Origin of the sequence: Pseudomonas atacamensis (assembly GCF_017167965.1) — a bacterium.
In the GTDB taxonomy this organism is placed as follows: domain Bacteria; phylum Pseudomonadota; class Gammaproteobacteria; order Pseudomonadales; family Pseudomonadaceae; genus Aquipseudomonas; species Aquipseudomonas atacamensis.
In genome coordinates, this window is sequence record NZ_CP070503.1 from 5737246 (window position 1) to 5755628 (window position 18383).

An 18383-nucleotide genomic window follows, 5' to 3' on the forward strand; every position below is an offset into this window, starting at 1 on the left:
GCACTCGCGCCCCGCAGCGCTTTGCGCAAGAATGTCGGCCATTCACACCTATCAATGGAAATCCCCATGAATGTCATCACCACCGATCTGCCCGGTGTTCTGATCATCGAACCCAAGGTGTTCGGCGACGAGCGCGGTTTTTTCTACGAGAGTTTCAATGCCAAGGCGTTTCAGGACGCTACCGGTCTGGAAACGCAGTTTGTGCAGGACAACCATTCGCGCTCGCAAAAAGGCGTGCTGCGTGGTCTGCATTACCAGTTGCAGAACACCCAGGGCAAACTGGTTCGCGTGACCGCGGGTGAAGTGCTCGATGTGGCGGTGGACATCCGTCGCAGCTCGCCGCATTTCGGCAAATCGGTGGCGGTGCGCCTGTCGGCGGAAAACCATCGTCAGCTATGGGTACCGGAAGGTTTCGCTCACGGTTTCGTGGTGCTGAGCGAGTTCGCCGAATTCCTCTACAAGACCACCAACTATTACGACCCGTCTTCCGAGCGCAGCATTCGCTGGGACGACCCGGCGCTGGGCATCGACTGGCAACTGGACGAAGCGCCGAAGCTGTCGGCCAAGGACCAGGCGGCCGCGCTGCTCAAGGACGCTGACGTCTTCGCCTGAGGCCAGGTCTGTACAAAAACTCGCCGAGCGGTGATCAGGCAAGGCAAAAACAGGCGAGGAAGCGGAGTCTAGGTCCCTAAATGAGCATTCCGAGCCTGTTTTTAACGCAGCATGATCGACGCACAGGCAGTTTTCGTACAGAGCAAAGGCATAATGCGCCTGTCACCTCAGGCGTATCCGGCACATGAAACCACCGCTCCCCCGCAGACCTCGCTGGCGCAGCCTCGCACTGTTGGCCCTGTGCCTGGCGCCGCTGCTGTGGCCGCTGGAACACCTCGCCGAACGCTATTACCGCAGCGAACTCGCCGGGCAGAATCGCCAGACTCTCGATCTCTACGTCGCCAACCTGCTCGGCACCCTGCATCGCTATGAAGTGTTGCCGCAGATTCTCGGCGACCTGCCAGCCCTGCGCGCGGTGCTCGGTGCGCCGGACGACGGCGTGACCCAAGGCAACGCCAATCGCTTGCTGAAAAACATCGCCGCGCAGACCGGCGCTGAAGTCATGTACCTGATGGACACATCCGGCCAGACGCTGGCGGCGTCGAACTGGGACAAACGCGACAGCTTCGTCGGCCGCAACTTCGCTTTCCGCCCGTATTTCAGCGAAGCCATGGCCGGGCGCCTCGGACGCTTCTTCGGTCTCGGCACCACTTCGGCCAAACGCGGCTACTTCTTCGCCGCTGCTGTGCGCAACGGCGAGAAAATCATCGGCGTGCTGGTGATCAAGGTCGACCTCGACCACACCGAAAGCCTGTGGGGCAAAACCCCGGAACAACTGCTGGTGACCGACCATAACGGCGTGGTCATCCTGACGTCGCGCCCGGAATGGCGTTTCCGCTCCACTCGCGCGTTGAGCGATGCCGAGCGCGCCGCGATCACCGCGATCCAGCCCTACCCGACCCGCGAACCCCGACCGCTTAACCTGAGCGCCGACGCCTGGCTGACGCAGACCCACGACATTGCCGAGACCGGCTGGAGCGTCAGCATTCTCGCCCCGCGCACGCTGATTGATCGTCCCGTGCGCACGGTGGTCGCGATCGGCGGCGCCACACTGTTGGTGGTCATGCTGCTGGTGGGTTTGATGATGCAACGTCGCCGGCATTATCTGGAGCGCATCGCCTTCGAGGCCAAGGCGCGCCGCGAACTGGAAGGCCGGGTGGCCGAACGTACCAGCGATCTGGAAGGCCTCAACCGGCGTTTGAAGCAGGAAGTGCTCGAGCGTGAGCAGGCGCAGCAGGAGCTGGTACGCGCCCAGGACGATCTGGTTCAGGCCGGCAAACTGTCGGCGCTGGGGACCATGTCGGCAAGCATCAGTCACGAACTCAATCAGCCGCTGGCGGCGATTCGCAGCTATGCGGAAAACGCCGAAGTGCTGCTCGATCATCAGCGCACCGAGGATGCGCGCGGCAACCTCAAGCTGATCAGCGAACTGACCGGGCGCATGGCCTCGATCATCGCCCATCTGCGTGCCTTCGCCCGCCGCGATCGCCACGCACCGGAAAGCGTCGCTCTGCAACCGGCGTTGGACGATGCGCTGGCATTGCTGGCCAAACGTCGGCGCAGCATGGAGGTCGAATTGATCCGCGATCTGCCAGCCGCGACGCTGTGGGTCGAGGCCGGCGAAACCCGCCTGCGCCAAGTGCTAGGCAATCTGCTCGCCAATGCTCTCGATGCGCTCACCGAAAAAGGCCCGCCGCGTAAGTTGTGGCTGAGTGCCGAAGCCACCGCCGACGGCGTCAATCTGTACATTCGCGACAACGGCCCCGGGTTCTGCATGGAAGCTCTTGGCCGCGCCAGCGAGCCCTTTTACACCACCAAGACCCGCACCCAGGGTCTGGGTCTGGGGCTGGCCATTTGTGAAACGCTGATGCGCGCCTTTGGTGGCGAGCTGTCGTTCGCCAATCACAAGCAAGGCGGCGCCCTGATCACCCTGCGCCTGCGCGCCGGTGCGCCCGGAGTCAGCCTGCAACCGTCCGAGGATCGAAGTGCATGACCATCGACAATCGCATCCAGGTAGTGTTGATCGACGACGATCCGCACTTGCGCCAGGCCCTCGGCCAGACGCTGGACCTGGCCGGCCTGAAAATCCTGCCGCTGTCCGAAGCCAAGGGCCTGGCCGCGCAACTCGAGCGTGACTGGCCGGGGGTGGTGGTCAGCGACATCCGCATGCCGGGCATGGACGGCCTCGAACTATTGAGCGAGTTGCATGCACAGGATCCGGAGCTGCCGGTGCTGCTGATCACTGGCCATGGCGACGTACCGCTGGCAGTGCAGGCGATGCGCGCCGGCGCTTACGATTTTCTGGAAAAACCCTTTGCCAGCGATGCGCTGCTCGACAGCGTCCGTCGCGCCCTCGCGCTACGGCGGCTGGTGCTGGACAACCGCAGCCTGCGTCTGGCCTTGAGCGACCGCAACGAATTGAGCGCGCGACTGGTCGGCCATTCGACGCCGATGCTGCGTCTGCGTGAGCAGATCGGTGCGCTGGCGGCGACCAAGGCTGACGTGCTGATCCTCGGCGAGACCGGTGCCGGCAAAGAGGTGGTGGCCCGCGCGCTGCACGACTTGTCGAGCCGCCGCAACGGCCCGTTCGTAGCGATCAACGCCGGCGCCTTGGCCGAATCGGTGGTGGAAAGCGAACTGTTCGGTCACGAGCCCGGCGCTTTCACCGGCGCGCAGAAACGCCGCATCGGCAAATTCGAATTCGCCAACGGCGGCACGCTGTTCCTCGACGAAATCGAAAGCATGAGTATGGACGTGCAAGTGAAACTGCTGCGCATGCTGCAGGAGCGAGTCGTCGAGCGTCTGGGCGGCAATCAGTTGATCCCGCTGGACATCCGCGTCATCGCCGCGACCAAGGAGGACCTGCGCCAAGCGGCGGATCAGGGCCGCTTCCGCGCCGACTTGTATTACCGCCTCAACGTCGCGCCGCTGCGCATCCCGCCGCTGCGCGAAAGGGGCGAAGACGCACTGGTGCTGTTTCAGCACTACGCCGATGAAGCCAGCGCCCGCCACGGCTTGCCCCCCCACGAACTGCAACCGGCACACCGCGCCCTGCTGCTGCGCCACACCTGGCCGGGCAATGTGCGTGAACTGCAAAATGCCGCCGAACGCTTCGCCCTCGGGCTTGAACTGGCACTGGACAACAGCGCTGATGGCAGCGGCGGCACGCCGGTAGAAGTGGTCAGTGGCGGCCTCAGCGAGCAAGTGGAAAACTTCGAGAAATCGCTGATCGCCGCCGAGCTGGCGCGCTCGCACAGCTCGGTGCGCAGCCTCGCCGAAGCCTTGGGTATTCCGCGCAAGACCCTGCATGACAAGCTGCGCAAACACGGTCTGAATTTCGGCGACAGCAGCCACGGGGAAGACAACGAATGAGCAGCGCAAGCGAATACCTGCAAACGGTGCTGCATCACGACATTCCGCTGACCGCCGAGATGGGCCTCAAAGTGCTCGAGTGGAGTGAGCAGCAATTGAGCCTGCACCTGCCGCTTGCGCCCAACGTCAATCACAAGAGCACCATGTTTGGCGGCAGCCTCTACTGCGGCGCGGTGCTGGCCGGCTGGGGCTGGTTGCATCTACGTTTGCAGGAAGAAGGGATTACCGACGGACACATCGTCATTCAGGAAGGGCAGATCAGTTATCCGCTGCCGGTGACCGGGGACGCCGTGGCGATCTGCCCGGCACCGGATGCCGCGGTGTGGAAGCGCTTTGTGGCGATGTATCGGCGATACGGACGGGCGCGGTTGACGCTGGATACGCGGATCCTGAATGCGGGAAGCGAGGACGAGGCGGTGAGATTTACCGGGCAGTACGTTTTGCACCGTTGAAGATCAACAGCCCCTCACCCTAGCCCTCTCCCGAGGGAGAGGGAACCGATACGGGGATGCTACAGATTTACGTCGACCTGAAACTGCTTCGCCGAATCCACAATCGACTCGATTCTCCGGGTCGATGCATAGCGCCAGACAACTCGGTCGGCTCCCTCTCCTGGGGGAGAGGGCTGGGGTGAGGGGAATTGCGGATCAGGCAGTTAGCCTCGGGCCAACTCCAACAACCGTCCGCGCCACGCAGCCTTCGCCGGCAGCGCCAGAAAGAACTCGTTCAACAGTGATTCTCGCGGCGGATAACTGAACGCCTCGCCGCTCAGATCCAGCACCTCGCCCCCCGCGCCTTCCAGCACGCCCTGCGCTGCCGCCGTGTCCCACTGCGAAGTCGGCGCCAGTCGCGGATAGCAATCAGCAGCACCTTCGGCCAACAGACAGAACTTCAAGGAGCTGCCGATATTGGCCAGTTGCAACTCACCAAGGCTCGCGCTCAACCCGGCCAGCAAACGCTCTTGCTCGGGACTTGAATGGCGACGGCTGGCCACCACGGTAAACGCCTCGCCCGGCGCAGGCACATCGCGCACCTGAATCGCTACCGGCGTAGCGCCCTTGTCGCCACGCCATGCACCGAGCCCGGCACCGCCGATGTAAAAGCGCCCGTTGGTCGGCATCGTCACCACGCCAAACACCACCCGGCCGTTTTCGATCAGCGCGATGTTGACGGTGAATTCCTCGCTACCGCTGATGAACTCCTTGGTACCGTCCAGCGGATCCACCAGCCACCAGCGCTGCCAACCGGCGCGCACGCTCTGCGGGATATCGGCGTCCTCTTCCGAGAGCACCGGAATGCTCGGATCCAGCGCCGTCAGCCCGGCAACGATAAGGTGATGCGCAGCCAGATCGGCAGCCGTCACCGGCGAATCATCGGACTTGGCGGTGACTTCGACGCCGGCACGCCAGAACGGCAGAATCGACTCGCCAGCCTGTAAAGCCAGCGCAACCACAGGTGCCATCAGCGGATGGGGAAAATTCATCGACGTCTCACTCAAAGCTGAACACCCCGCGCTGGCTCAGCAGGTCGCGGGTCAGATACAGCGCCGCCAAGGCGCGGCCCTCGGAAAATTGCGGATTCTGCGCCAGCGCCGACAGTTCGCGCAGGTTGACCTTGTCGACCCGCATCGGCTCCGGCTCATCGCCTTCCAGCCGCTCTTCATACAGGTCGGTGGCCAGCACCACTTGGATTTTCTGGCTCATGTAACCGGGCGACAGCGACAGCTCGGTCAGATGCTCCAGTTGACGCGCGCCATAACCGGCCTCTTCCTTGAGCTCCCGCTCGGCCGCCGCCAGCACGTCCTCGCCCGGCTCGATCAGGCCTTTGGGCAGAGACAGTTCGTATTCGTCGGTGCCGCCGCAGTATTCCTCGATTAACACTGCGTGTTCGGCATCAAGCATCGCGACGATCATCACCGCGCCATAACCCGCGCCCTTGCCGACCAGACGCTCGTAAGTACGCTCCACGCCATTGGAAAATCGCAGCTTGAGTTCTTCGACGCGAAACAGGCGACTGGTGGCGACGATCTCGCGGGCGAGTACGGTGGGTTTCTGGCGCATGCAAAGCTCCTTGGCGTGAACGCGCTACTATAACGCGGCTTTCCCGATTGTTTGCGTCGGATATCCTTTCACCGTTCGAGACGTTGCCATGCCTTCTTTACCGTGGTCCGACATCGATACCGTTCTGCTCGACATGGACGGCACGCTGCTGGATCTGCACTTCGACAACCATTTCTGGCTCGAACACCTGCCCCAGCGCTACGCCGAGCTGCACGGCATCAGCCGGGCCATGGCCGAGCTGGAATTGCAGCCATTGTTCGAGCGCCACGCCGGCCAGTTACAGTGGTACTGCCTGGATTTCTGGAGCGCGGAACTGAAATTGTCGGTGCGTGAACTGAAACAGGAAACCGCCCACTTGATCGCCCTGCGCGCCGATGCCGATACCTTCCTCGATGCAATCAAACGCGCCGGCAAACGGGTGATCATGATCACCAATGCGCACCGCGATTCGCTGTCGTTGAAACTGGAACGGATCGAACTCGCACCATACTTCGAGCGGCTGATCAGCTCGCACGACTATGGTTATCCCAAGGAGAACCCGCAATTCTGGGATGCCTTGCAGGCGGACATCGGTTTTGATCCGGCGCGCAGCCTGTTTATCGATGACACCTTGCCGATCCTGCGCAGTGCACGGGATTTTGGCGTGGCGCACTTGCTGGCGGTGAAAGAACCGGACAGCCGCAAAGGACCGAAGGACACAGCGGAGTTTGCCGCCGTCGAGGATTACCGGGATTTGATTGCAGGGCTTTGACGTCGCGTTGCTGCCATCGCGAGCAGGCTCGCTCCCACACCGAAATGCGTTTCAAATGTGGGAGCGAGCCTGCTCGCGAAAGCGCTTTCGAATGTTATTCAGGAATACGCAATACTTGTCCCGGGTAGATCTTGTCTGGATGTTTGAGCTGAGGTTCGTTGGCCTCGAAAATCTTGTTGTACTGGTTGGCGTCGCCATACACGCGCTTGGAAATCGCACTCAGCGTATCGCCCTTCTCGACCGTGACAAATTTCGCAGCGGCGGCAACGCCACCCGTCACGGTGATCTGATCGTCCACGCCACTCACGCCGGCGACGTTACCCAGGGCCAAGAGAATCTTTTCTTTCTCTTCCTGACTCGCCGCTTCACCCGTGGCGATGACTTTCTCGCCCTCAACCTTGACCTGGATCTTCGACGTATCAATACCGGTCAGCGCTTCCTGCACGTGCTTGGTCAGCGCTGCGCTGTTGGCCTCGGCCTTGTCCGGCGTCAGTGCATCGAGAATCTTTTCACCGGCTTCTTTCAAAAAACTGAACAGGCTCATCGCATTCACTCCATGTAATAAAGGGTCAGTCGTCCAAGCCTAGACCACCCTAGCCAAACCCGGTTCCAGTCCGACCAATGACGCTGCCGCGCCGCAGGCGGTAGAATCGCCACACCCCGCCAACCGCCCGGAGCGAAGATGGACATCAAGCAACTGAAATTCCTCATCGCCCTCGACGAAACCCGCCATTTCGGCCAGGCCGCCGCGCGCTGCCACATCACCCAGCCGACCCTGTCGATGCGCTTGCGCAGCCTCGAAGAAGAACTCGACCTGCCATTGGTCAATCGCGGCCAGCGCTTCGAAGGCTTCACCGCACCGGGCGAACGCGTGCTGGCGTGGGCGCGTACGGTGCTGGCGGCTTACGACGGCTTGCAGGCGGAAGCGGCGGCCTGTCGCGGCAACCTGATCGGTACGCTGCGCCTGGGCGTGGTGCCGCTGTCGAGCTTCGATCCCTTGCCGCTGATGCAACGACTGCACGCGGCGCACCCGGACTTGCGCTTCGAACTGTCGTCGCTGAGCTCCGAGCAGGTGCTCGAACACCTGGCGAACAACCGCATCGACATTGGCGTGTCGTATCTGGAGCGCCTGGACAGCGAGCGCTTCGATTCGCTGGCCTTCAACGAGACGCGCATGGGCCTGCTCTATGACGAGCGCTCGTTCAACTTCGGCGAAGAACCCCTGAGCTGGGAATCGCTGATCGAACTGCCGCTGTGCATGCTCACCAGCGGCATGCACTTTCGCCAGTCCATCGACCACAACTTCCACAGCCGTGGCCTGACCCCGCAACCGCTGTTGCAAACCGACGCCGTGCATCAACTGCTGCAAGCAGTCCACGGCGGTTTTTGCTGCGCGATCATGCCGCTCGATGGCGGCGCGGAAACCCTTGCTGATCACCTGCGTCTGCAACCGATCGAAAATGCCCACACCCTCGCGCCGCTGGGGCTGATCATGCGCCGTGGCGCGCCGCGTTCAGCGCTGGCGGAAGCCTGTTTCACGCTTTATCAGAAATCGCCAAAAGACGCTTGATCGACGGCATCTATCGGTAGATCGGTAATAGCGATTAGACGCGACAACTTGCCGCGCCTAGTCTTGACCTAGATCAAACCGTCGGTGATGCCATGAACGCCAAGCGCCCAGCCTGCGCGGCGCCAGCAATTGAAACGCCCGCGCCAGCCGCCAGCCAGACCTACAGCTACAGCGATCTACCCTTTGAGGCATCGGCCAGCACCGCGCTGGCCGAGGAAGTCGCGTTGGCGATCGCCTACAACGGCATCAGCCAGGCGGTGATGCTGGTGACCCCGACCGATCTGGAAGACTTCATTGTCGGCTTCAGCCTCGGCAGCGGCATCATCGAAGACGCCAGCGATATCTACGATCTGCAACTGACAGGCGCAGGCTCGGCGCAATACGCGCAGGTGACGATCGCCAACCGTGCGTTCTGGAACCTCAAGCAACAGCGGCGCCAGTTGGCCGGCACCAGCGGCTGCGGACTGTGCGGCGTCGAAGCCGTCGAACAGGCGCTGCCTGATCTCAAGGTGTTGCCAGGCGCAGCGTTGCCACCGATCGAGTGGCTTGATGGTCTGCGCCAGCGCATCGGCGCGTTCCAGCCGCTGGGCCAGCATTGCGGCGCGGTGCACGCGGCGGTGTTCATGAACGCCAGCGGTGAATTGCTGCTCGGCCGCGAAGACATCGGCCGACACAACGCGCTGGACAAGCTGATCGGCGGACTGATACGCCAGAAGATTTCCACCGAAGGCGGCCTGGCGATTGTCACCAGCCGTTGCAGCCTCGAATTGATCCAGAAAGTTTTGCGTGCCGGCATCCAGACCCTGGTCAGCCTGTCGGCACCCACCGGCCTCGCCGTGCAATGGGCCCGGCGCCACAACCTCAATCTCATCCACCTGCCGCAGAAAAGTGCGCCGCGGGTGTACAGCCCCGCGATGGAGAATCAAGCGTGAGCCAACATCATCAAGCCGACCAGAAACCTGTCCCGCGCTACAAGCCTTACAAAGGTGCCGCCGGCGGCTGGGGCGCCCTGATCAGTGTGGCCCAGGCGTGGCTGACCAGCGACAACGCCCTGAAAAACCTGCGCATGATGCTCAAGACCAACCAGAATGGCGGCTTCGACTGCCCGGGTTGCGCCTGGGGTGATTCGCCGGAAAGCGGCATGGTCAAGTTCTGCGAGAACGGCGCCAAAGCGGTGAACTGGGAAGCGACCAAGCGTCGCGTCGATTCGAAGTTTTTCGCCAAGCACAGCGTCACTTCCCTGCTGGAGCAGAGCGATTACTGGCTGGAATATCAGGGCCGCCTGACCGAGCCGATGGTCTACGACGCCGAGTCCGATCGCTACAAGCCGATCAGTTGGGAAGATGCCTTCGCTCTGATCGGCAAGCACCTGCGCAATCTGCCGAGCCCGGATCAGGCCGAGTTCTACACCTCGGGCCGTGCCAGCAACGAAGCGGCGTATCTGTATCAGCTGTTCGTGCGGGCTTACGGCACCAACAATTTTCCTGACTGCTCGAACATGTGCCACGAGGCCAGCGGCGTGGCGTTGGCGCAGAGTGTCGGGGTCGGCAAAGGCACGGTGACCTTCGACGACTTCGAACACGCCGACGCGATTTTCGTCTGGGGCCAGAACCCTGGCACCAACCATCCGCGCATGCTCGAACCGTTGCGTGAAGCGGTGAAACGCGGCGCCCAAGTCGTGTGCATCAATCCGCTGAAAGAGCGCGGTCTGGAGCGTTTCCAGCATCCACAGCACCCGATCGAAATGCTCACCAACGGCGACAAGCCGACCAACACCGCGTATTTCCGCCCGGCACTCGGCGGCGACATGGCGGTGCTGCGCGGCATGGCCAAGTTCCTCCTGCAATGGGAACGCGATGCGCAGAAGGCAGGCGAGCCGGCGGTGTTCGACCATGATTTCCTCAATGCCCACAGCGCTAACGTGCTGGAGTACCTCGCCACTGTCGACGACACCTCATGGGAGCAGATCGTCGAGCAATCGGGGCTGACCCTGGTCGAGATCGAGCAAGCTGCGCGCATGTACGCCAAAGGCAAGAACGTGATCATGTGCTGGGCCATGGGCATCACCCAGCACCGTCATTCGGTGCCGACCATTCAGGAAATCGCCAACCTGATGCTGCTGCGCGGCAATATCGGCAAACCTGGCGCCGGTCTGTGCCCGGTGCGTGGTCACAGCAACGTGCAGGGCGACCGCACCATGGGCATCAACGAGCGTCCACCGGTGGCGTTCCTCGACTCGCTGGAGCGTCGCTTCCAGTTCAAGGTGCCACGCCACAATGGCCACAACGTGGTCGAGGCGATTCATGCGATGGCCGAAGGTCGCGCCAAGGTGTTCATCGGCTTGGGCGGCAACTTTGCCCAGGCCACGCCGGACAGCTCGCGCACCTTCGAAGCGCTGCGCAATTGTGACCTGACCGTGCAGATCAGCACCAAGCTCAACCGCAGCCACCTCGCTCACGGCAAAGACGCGTTGATCCTGCCGTGCCTGGGCCGCACCGACATCGACATCCAGACCGAAGGCCCGCAAGCGGTGACCGTGGAAGACTCGTTCAGCATGGTCCACGCGTCCAACGGCCAGTTGCAGCCGCTGTCGAACCAGATGCGCTCGGAGCCGTCGATCATCGCCGGCATCGCTGCCGCGACGTTGGGTAGCCAACCGGTGGACTGGAACTGGCTGGTAGCCGATTACGGGCGCATTCGCGAACTGATCGCCGACACCATCCCGAGTTTCAAAGACTTCAACGACAAGATCAAAAACCCGGGCGGCTTCTATCTGGGCAACTCGGCTGGCGCCCGCAAGTGGAACACGCCGTCAGGCCGCGCCAACTTCCGCGCTAACCAGTTGCCGAAAGATCTGGTCCACGAACGCACCCGCGCCACCGGCCAAGTGCCGGATCTGATCCTGCAATCGATGCGCTCCCACGATCAGTACAACACGACGATCTATGGTCTCGACGACCGCTACCGTGGCGTGAAGGGCCAGCGTGACGTGCTGTTCGCCAACGAGGCCGACATCATTCGTCTGGGCTTCCGTCCGGGACAGAAGGCCGACATCGTGTCGATCTGGGACGACGGTCGCGAGCGTCGGGTGAAAGGTTTTACATTGTTGGCGTTCGACATTCCTGCGGGGCAGGCGGCGGCGTACTATCCGGAGGTCAATCCGCTGGTGCCGCTGGAGAGCACTGGCGATGGTAGCCACACGCCGACGTCGAAGTTCATTGCGATCCGGCTGGAAGCGGCGAGTGAGACGGGGTTGATCATGGCTAAATCCGCTTAACCGCGGAGCCAGATCCGGCCCCTTCGCGAGCAGGCTCGCTCCCACAATTGGAATGCATTTCAAATGTGGGAGCGAGCCTGCTCGCGAAAGCCATCGACCTGTCAACAGATCTGCCGTGGCAAAGATTTTCGACCGCCCACAAAAAAGGCCGTTTCTGCATGAAAACGGCCTGTCCGAAGTAGCTAAAGACCGGCGAAAATCGGTTAAGTTCCGGTGAAAAAACAGTAACTTGCATTATTGTATACAAGTCGTGTTATTCGTCGGATTTTGATTGTCACGCCCATTGCAGAGCCTCAGGATCGGCGCCGTCATCCCTTTGAGGCTCATCCTCTATGAAGTTCTCCTCGATTCTCTTGTTGTCCCTTGGCCTGGTCAGTGGCTTCGCTTCTGCCGGAGGCACCACCGAAGCAGGTGTGGGCGGCGCATTGGGCGGGGTTCTTGGCTCGGTCGTCGGTCAATCGTTAGGCGGCAATACAGGTTCCACCATCGGCGCAGCCCTGGGCGGCGCGGGTGGTAGTGCGGTCGGCGCAGACAAGCGCAGCCGTGGCGAAGCAGCCATTGGTGGTGCACTGGGTGCAGCCGGCGGTAACGTCGTCGGCCGCAGTCTCGGCGGCACCACCGGCAGCCTGATCGGCTCCGCTGCTGGTGGCGGTGCAGGTGGCGCGCTGGGTAACTACATGGGCAACAAGAGTGACGACGATGATCGTCGCTACGACCGTCGCCATGATGACCGTCGCTACTACCGCGACCGTGGTCATCCAGGTCGCGGCCATGCCTACGGCCACCGCAAGCATCACAAGTACTATCGCCACCACTAAGGCGAAGGCTTGAACGAAAATCGCAGCCCTTGGGGCTGCGATTTTTTTTGCGCGTCTAGACGACCAACCGCTCCAGCGCCCCACGCAAACCGGCAGGAATCGGCACCGGCTGATTGCTCGCCCGATCGACAAACACATGCACAAAACGCCCCGCCGCACACGCCTCGCTTTCGCCGACCTTGAACACAGCCAGTTCATATTGCACCGAACTGTTGCCCAGTTTGCCGACCCGCAGTCCGATCTCGATCAGATCGGGGAAAGCGATCGAGGCAAAGTAATCGCAGGCGGAACTGACCACGAATCCCACCACTTCGCCGTCATGAATATCCAGGCCACCGACCTGAATCAGATAAGTGTTCACCGCCGTGTCGAAGAAGCTGTAGTAGGTAACGTTGTTGACGTGACCGTAGGCGTCGTTGTCGTGCCAGCGTGTGGTGATGGGCTGGAAGTGGGGGTAGTCGGAGCGTTGATTCATGCAGGGTTCTCGCATTCTCTTAATTGAATTTGATCGTGATGACGAACACTTTACCTGTGGGAGCGAGCCTGCTCGCGAAGGCGTCAGCACAGCCGACTGGTGTCAACGATCAGCAAACCCCTTCCCCTGCGCCGCCAGTTCGCCAATCAACCGCGCCGGCTTCCACTGATCGCCCTGGCGTGTCTCCAGCGCCAGCAAGCGCTGATGGATATCCGCTAGCCCCTGCTGATCCGCCCACGCCATCGGCCCACCCTTTTCTGCTGGAAAACCATAGCCGTTCAAGTACACCAGATCGATGTCGTGGGCCGAGCCGGCAATGCCTTCCTGCAGAATTTTCGCGCCTTCGTTGACCAGCGCCAGCAAACAGCGCTCGAGGATTTCTTCAGGACCGATGTCGCGACGCTGGAAGCCCAGCTCTTCGCTGACCCGCAGCACCAGTGCATCCACTTCGGGATCATGCTCGGCCTGGCGACTGCCCGGCTCATAGTGGTAGTAGCCGTTGCCGGACTTCTGCCCGAACCGACCCATTTCGCACAGACGATTATCGACCTGAACCTCGGGCGCATCCTGCCCCTTGCCAGCTAGCTGCCGAGCACGCCATTCCAGATCGATGCCGACCACGTCGTACATGCGAAACGGCCCCATGGCGAAGCCGAAACCTTGCAGCGCGGCATCCACCTGCTGTGGATAAGCACCTTCGAGGAGCATCTTGCGCGCTTCCAGTACATACGGATGCAGCATGCGGTTGCCGATAAAACCGTGGCAGTTGCCCGACACTACGCTGACCTTGCCCATGCGCTTGCCGAGTGCCAGCGCGGCCTCCAGCGCCGCTGGCGAGGTCTGCGCACCGCGCACGATTTCCAGCAGTTTCATGATGTGCGCCGGGCTGAAGAAGTGCAGACCCAGCACCTGTGCCGGGCGCCGGGTCGCAGCTGCGATGGCGTCGATGTCCAGCGCCGAGGTGTTGCTCGCCAGCAGCGCCTCAGGCTTGAGCAGGCCATCCAGCTCGCGAAAAATCTTCTGCTTCAGTTCGAGGTTCTCGTACACCGCTTCGATCACCAGATCGACGTTGCGGATCGCCGCGTAATCCGCCGCTGCAGATACGCGAGCCATTCGCGCATCCGCCTCGGCCTGATCAATGCGGCCCTGGCGCACGTTGTGTGCATAAGTTTGCGCGACCGTCGTCAGCGCCTGCTCAAGCATCTGTGGATTGTTATCCACCCATTGCACGTTCACGCCAGCATTGGCCAGGCACATGACGATGCCACGGCCCATGGTGCCCGCGCCGATCACGGCAGCCTGCTGAATCTCGAAGCTTGTCTGGCTCATGTTGTTCTCTTGTGGGTGGCCCAAAGACAGATTCCAACCTTAGTCAGGCCACGACGCTTTTTGAAGTTTATTAGCGTGATGATCGACATTCAGCGGATGGATGCAGCGCCCACAGACTCTCTGCTTAATCGAGCAAGTGACTGTCCGCCCACTCGCGGACCTCTGCGTAGGGATACTCTTCCAACGCAGCAAAACCCGGTATCGCCCGCGCCTTGAGTTTGGTGAACAACGGCACGCTGATTCCGCACAGGAACCGTGTCAGGCGTTCGGCCGTCGGAAGGCTGCCTGTGTGCTGCTCATGCCTGTGGATAAATTCACCACACAGCTGCGCGAAGTTTTTATCCACAAGCGGCGGCAATGGCGGCGGCTCGGGCAACCGCGCGATCTGGCCGTGACATACCGAACAATGGCCGCAATGTTCAGGGGCATTTTGGTCACCAAAATACTCGGCCAGGCGATAACCCAGGCAGCGTTCGGTGGCGAACACCTCAAGCATGGCGTGAATCCGCGCCACCTCAGTCCGTTCATGGCGAGTGAAATACTCGTGCAGCTCAGCGCTCAGGGCGTCGCTGGCAAAATCACTTTGCAGCAGGCTGTAAACCTCGGTCATTTGCTTGCTTTCAAGCTCGACCCAGCCTTTTTCCTGGAAGTAATCAAGCGCTGTCACTACGCGATTGCGCTCGGCGGAATACTGCGAATACATCGCCTCGAAATCTACTGTGGCCCAGGTGCGTGCTCGCGTGGACGTTCTGATGATCGCCGCAACGAAATCCCTGCGCTCGCCTTCGAAGCGCTGGAGCAATGCTTCAGGCTCAAGCAGATATTTGAAGCGGTATTCAGCGTAATAAGCGTAGCGCGGCGCGATCAGGCCGCGCAGTTCCAGCTGCACCAGCAAAGTCTTCAACGGCAAAGAGCGAATGTTGCTCTGATCCGCCAATGGCCCAAGCAGAAACTCCCATTGTCCTTCCGGGACCGAGGCTTCGAGTTCATCGAGCACATAGCGAATCCCGTCGCGCTCGGGCGTATCACCGTAGACGAAGTTTTCCAGCACATTGAGGCTGTCGCGATTTGCCAGTACCAGGCAATCCGAAGGCTGTCCGTCACGCCCGGCGCGGCCGATTTCCTGGCTGTAGTTTTCAATGGATTTGGGCAGATCGAAATGCACGACGTTACGGATGTCGCTCTTGTCGATGCCCATGCCGAAGGCAATGGTGGCGACAATGCAATTGGACTGCCCGGCCATGAAGCGGCGTTGAATGTCTTCACGCTCATCGTGGGGCAAACCTGCGTGGTATGCCTCGGCCTGGATTCCGTTGCGTTGAAGATGCTCGGCGATGTGCTCGGCGGTCTTCTGCAACGTCACGTAGACAATGCTCGGTTGCCCGGGACGCTCGCTCATCCATTCGACCAGACGCCGGCGCTTGTCCTGACCGCGTACAGGCTCGACCAGCAGGTTGAGGTTGGGCCGATAGAAACCGGTGGTCACTACATCGTCCGGAGATATGGCGAATTTGGCCTGCATGTCGGCGATGACTTTTGGTGTCGCCGTGGCGGTGAGCAGCAAGGCCTGCGGGATGTTGAACTGACGTTGGTAGTCCGGCAATTTCAGGTAGTCCGGCCGAAAGTTGTGGCCCCATTCGGAAATGCAGTGCGCCTCGTCGACCACCAGCAAGGAGATCGGCACCTGCTGCAGAAAATTGCGGAAGCGCTCATTTTTCAGGCGTTCGACGGAGATCATCAGAATCTTCAATTCCCCCGAACGCGCACGGGCCATGACGTCGTTGGCATCCTCGCGGCTCTGCGCCGAATCGATACTGCCTGCGGAGATACCGTGGCGCTTGAGAAACGCCAGTTGATCCTGCATCAACGCCAGCAACGGCGAAACCACCAATGTCAGGTGTGGCAGTAAAAGCGCCGGCAGCTGATAGCAAAGCGATTTGCCGGAGCCGGTGGGAAAGATTGCCGCCGCGGAGCGCCCCGCCAGCACCGCGCTGACAGCGGCCTCCTGACCGGGGCGAAACTGTGGATAACCAAAAACCTGTTCCAGGGTGTGGTGCATTTACTGTCACTCCTTTGACTGCTGCCATGCCCAAAGCCTAGCGGGCGATTGCAGCGAGTCGAGAAAAGGTCGGGGTTGAATCGATACTGAATGATACATGGGAAGCGAAAACCAAGCGTTTAACAATCAAAGCGCCTCGACATACTTTCGAAAAGCTCAGCTACATATATATAACAAACTTCACATTACAAACGCAGACACAACAACGCCCTTTATTTTTAACACCGCCTAAAACTAATTTGACTGCTCTTATACATAAGCAAGAGCAACGAAATGACAACTTTAACAATCTTTTTCTGCGGCACCGGCTCCAACAAATTTGATGACAAACATAAAAACTTCTGGGACGGCGAAATCGTTTCTACGCTCGCTGCACACCACAGCGGACGCGAATTTGCCGAGTGGATCGTCGTCGACGGCCCTGGCAGCGGCAATCTGCAAGCCGACGACCTGTTCACCAAGACCTCTGAATACGGCTTGTCCGGCACGCTGTTCGGCAAAGGCTGGGATGAAAACGTGCAGCACGCGTTGAATATCATCAAAGGCAAATGCGATTGGCAGCGTAAACAACTTACCGAGGCAGAATATAACCGTCTGAAAGCCGCAGGCATTCCTATTGAAGATGTAAAAGAGGAAGGTTCCTGGTTCTGGCGCCAGTATAACTATGGCGACCGAAGTATCACGCAACAGAAGTTGCAGGAACAGATCATCAAGACTTTCCGCAAGGACGACATTATTCCGACGCGTGTCAATCTGCTCGGCTGGAGCCGGGGTGGTATCAGTTGCCATATGCTTGCCAATGCAATGTCCAGGGACGCTGCGCTCAAACATATTCCGGTGAATATCTTTGCGATTGATCCAGTCCCGGGAATTGGCAACTTCCAGGAAAACCGCGTCAAACTCGAATCCAACGTCAAGGAATACATCGCCTTCTATGCCCGCGACGAGCGCTCAAAAGGCTTCAGCTGCGTGATCCCGCAAACCGCTACCGGCACCAGGACTTCGATCTATCCAATGGCCGGTCGCCACGCCACCCTTGCTGGCAACGCCACGGCGCTCGGCGGCGAGCCGAGTAGCAGCAGCGACCTCAACGCGCTGATCGAGCCCGGCCGCATCGTTCGCCATCTCGCCGAGACCTGCCTCAAGCGCTGGGGCGCGCCACTGAGCAAAACTCTCAACCTGAACGATACCGACCTGCGCCGCCTCACCGGCGCCATCGTCAGCGACGAAGCCCGCTACAAGAAGATGCACAGCCAGTCCTACACTTATTTCACCGAACTGGACAAAGGCGAGCGCTATGTCTCGCTGGGCAGCAAAGGCGTGCCGTTTTCAGCAGTCAAAGGCACGATCTACCGCCCGGCAACCGGACTGACCACAAGCCTGCTGGATATTTCCGGGTACCAGCATTTGCGTTGAAAGGCGTTGAATAATCCGTAGCAACGTCTGGCGCTTTGTTCGTCCCGTTCCTACTTCACGCGATGCCTTGTCGGCTATCGCGAGGTGGTGGTGCGAACCTATAGTCGTGGGTGTCACTGCTTCGGTCAGCGACACCCACATCACCCACGCTCTGTACCTGCTTACAGGTCGACTGCGAGCTGCTGCAAGTCGCGCAGACACAGATGCTCAACTGGAAAGCCCCTGCCTAAGGCGAGCAGCCTGATCGCCGCCGATCATCTGTCGGCGACCAGGCACCAGTCATCGTTATCAACAGTTCAGCATTGCCTGGAAGTAAGTCACTGGCGTACATTGACCATGATTTTTATTGAGACTTCAGTCTTTACCCGCCGAGTAAGAGAGTTACTGGACGACGATGCCTACGCCACCTTTCAAAAGCAGTTGGTCGCAAACCCGTCTATTGGTGATGTAATCGAAGGAACCGGCGGGGTGCGTAAAGCACGAGTCGCCTCCAAAGGCCATGGCAAACGGGGTGGCGCACGGGTTATCTACTACCACTTCGTTTCAGCATCACAGATCGCGTTGTTGATCCAAAAAACGAGCAGCAGGATCTTACCCATGACGAACGGAAAGCACTGAAGGCCCTGATTGGAAACTGGAGGTAA

General features: G+C 60.5%; 16 protein-coding genes and 1 pseudogene. 11 read left to right on the plus strand and 6 right to left on the minus strand.

Annotation, left to right across the window (positions count from 1 at the left end; translation table 11 throughout):
- The first annotated feature begins 66 nt into the window (after positions 1-66).
- The 4 genes from rfbC (at position 67) to JWU58_RS25975 (ending at position 4436) form a co-directional block, all read left to right on the plus strand.
- Positions 67-612 (plus strand): dTDP-4-dehydrorhamnose 3,5-epimerase, encoded by a 546-nt coding sequence (rfbC, locus tag JWU58_RS25960; RefSeq protein ID WP_016772161.1) that lies wholly within the window; start codon positions 67-69, stop codon positions 610-612.
- Positions 613-796: 184 nt separating this feature from the next.
- Complete coding sequence (locus tag JWU58_RS25965) at positions 797-2605, plus strand: sensor histidine kinase (protein ID WP_122508427.1); 1809 nt, start codon at positions 797-799, stop codon at positions 2603-2605.
- The gene (locus JWU58_RS25970) at positions 2602-3984 is read left to right on the plus strand and encodes a sigma-54-dependent transcriptional regulator (protein ID WP_016772163.1); all 1383 of its coding nucleotides are present in this window, start codon (positions 2602-2604) and stop codon (positions 3982-3984) included. Before JWU58_RS25965 ends, JWU58_RS25970 begins: the two co-directional genes overlap by 4 nt.
- Positions 3981-4436 carry a YiiD C-terminal domain-containing protein gene (locus tag JWU58_RS25975; RefSeq protein WP_206421231.1) on the plus strand — a complete coding sequence of 152 codons (456 nt, stop codon included), beginning with the start codon at positions 3981-3983 and terminating at the stop codon, positions 4434-4436. The genes JWU58_RS25970 and JWU58_RS25975 overlap by 4 nt, the downstream gene beginning before the upstream one ends.
- 203 nt (positions 4437-4639) lie before the next feature.
- On the opposite strand, the gene cysQ is transcribed toward JWU58_RS25975, so the two are convergent.
- On the minus strand, positions 4640-5467 hold the full coding sequence (gene cysQ / locus JWU58_RS25980) for a 3'(2'),5'-bisphosphate nucleotidase CysQ (RefSeq protein WP_206421232.1): 828 nt from the start codon (positions 5465-5467) through the stop codon (positions 4640-4642).
- A gap of 7 nt (positions 5468-5474) precedes the next feature.
- Complete coding sequence (gene nudE / locus JWU58_RS25985; RefSeq protein WP_197890718.1) at positions 5475-6044, minus strand: ADP compounds hydrolase NudE; 570 nt, start codon at positions 6042-6044, stop codon at positions 5475-5477.
- Between the two features lie 88 nt (positions 6045-6132).
- Here nudE and yrfG point away from each other — a divergent pair, with 88 nt between their 5' ends.
- Complete coding sequence (gene yrfG / locus JWU58_RS25990) at positions 6133-6795, plus strand: GMP/IMP nucleotidase (RefSeq protein WP_071174081.1); 663 nt, start codon at positions 6133-6135, stop codon at positions 6793-6795.
- A 94-nt stretch (positions 6796-6889) separates the two neighbouring features.
- Here the strand turns inward: yrfG and lysM are convergent, their stop codons facing one another.
- Positions 6890-7339, minus strand: coding sequence for a peptidoglycan-binding protein LysM (lysM, locus tag JWU58_RS25995; protein ID WP_123444070.1), 450 nt, complete (start codon positions 7337-7339; stop codon positions 6890-6892).
- Between the two features lie 138 nt (positions 7340-7477).
- Between lysM and JWU58_RS26000 the strand changes: the two genes are divergently transcribed.
- From JWU58_RS26000 to JWU58_RS26015, 4 genes are all read left to right on the plus strand, one after another.
- The gene (locus tag JWU58_RS26000) at positions 7478-8365 is read left to right on the plus strand and encodes a LysR family transcriptional regulator (protein ID WP_206421233.1); all 888 of its coding nucleotides are present in this window, start codon (positions 7478-7480) and stop codon (positions 8363-8365) included.
- Between the two features lie 92 nt (positions 8366-8457).
- The gene (gene fdhD, locus JWU58_RS26005) at positions 8458-9297 is read left to right on the plus strand and encodes a formate dehydrogenase accessory sulfurtransferase FdhD (protein ID WP_016772170.1); all 840 of its coding nucleotides are present in this window, start codon (positions 8458-8460) and stop codon (positions 9295-9297) included.
- Positions 9294-11642, plus strand: a complete 2349-nt coding sequence (locus JWU58_RS26010; protein ID WP_206421234.1) for an FdhF/YdeP family oxidoreductase — start codon at positions 9294-9296, stop codon at positions 11640-11642. Before fdhD ends, JWU58_RS26010 begins: the two co-directional genes overlap by 4 nt.
- A 332-nt stretch (positions 11643-11974) precedes the next feature.
- Positions 11975-12460, plus strand: coding sequence for a glycine zipper domain-containing protein (locus JWU58_RS26015; protein WP_039756448.1), 486 nt, complete (start codon positions 11975-11977; stop codon positions 12458-12460).
- 55 nt (positions 12461-12515) lie between these two features.
- Here the strand turns inward: JWU58_RS26015 and JWU58_RS26020 are convergent, their stop codons facing one another.
- The 3 genes from JWU58_RS26020 to JWU58_RS26030 all read right to left on the minus strand — a co-directional run bounded on the left by JWU58_RS26020 (position 12516) and on the right by JWU58_RS26030 (position 16323).
- Entirely contained in the window at positions 12516-12935 is a 420-nt protein-coding gene (locus JWU58_RS26020) for an acyl-CoA thioesterase (RefSeq protein WP_231990980.1), read from the minus strand.
- Between the two features lie 102 nt (positions 12936-13037).
- Positions 13038-14264, minus strand: a complete 1227-nt coding sequence (locus tag JWU58_RS26025) for a 3-hydroxyacyl-CoA dehydrogenase (protein WP_206421235.1) — start codon at positions 14262-14264, stop codon at positions 13038-13040.
- Positions 14265-14388: 124 nt separating this feature from the next.
- Positions 14389-16323, minus strand: a complete 1935-nt coding sequence (locus JWU58_RS26030) for a RecQ family ATP-dependent DNA helicase (protein ID WP_206421236.1) — start codon at positions 16321-16323, stop codon at positions 14389-14391.
- A 273-nt stretch (positions 16324-16596) separates the two neighbouring features.
- Between JWU58_RS26030 and JWU58_RS26035 the strand changes: the two genes are divergently transcribed.
- Complete coding sequence (locus JWU58_RS26035) at positions 16597-17739, plus strand: hypothetical protein (protein WP_206421237.1); 1143 nt, start codon at positions 16597-16599, stop codon at positions 17737-17739.
- Positions 17740-18075: 336 nt separating this feature from the next.
- A pseudogene (locus JWU58_RS26040) lies at positions 18076-18383 on the plus strand (type II toxin-antitoxin system RelE/ParE family toxin).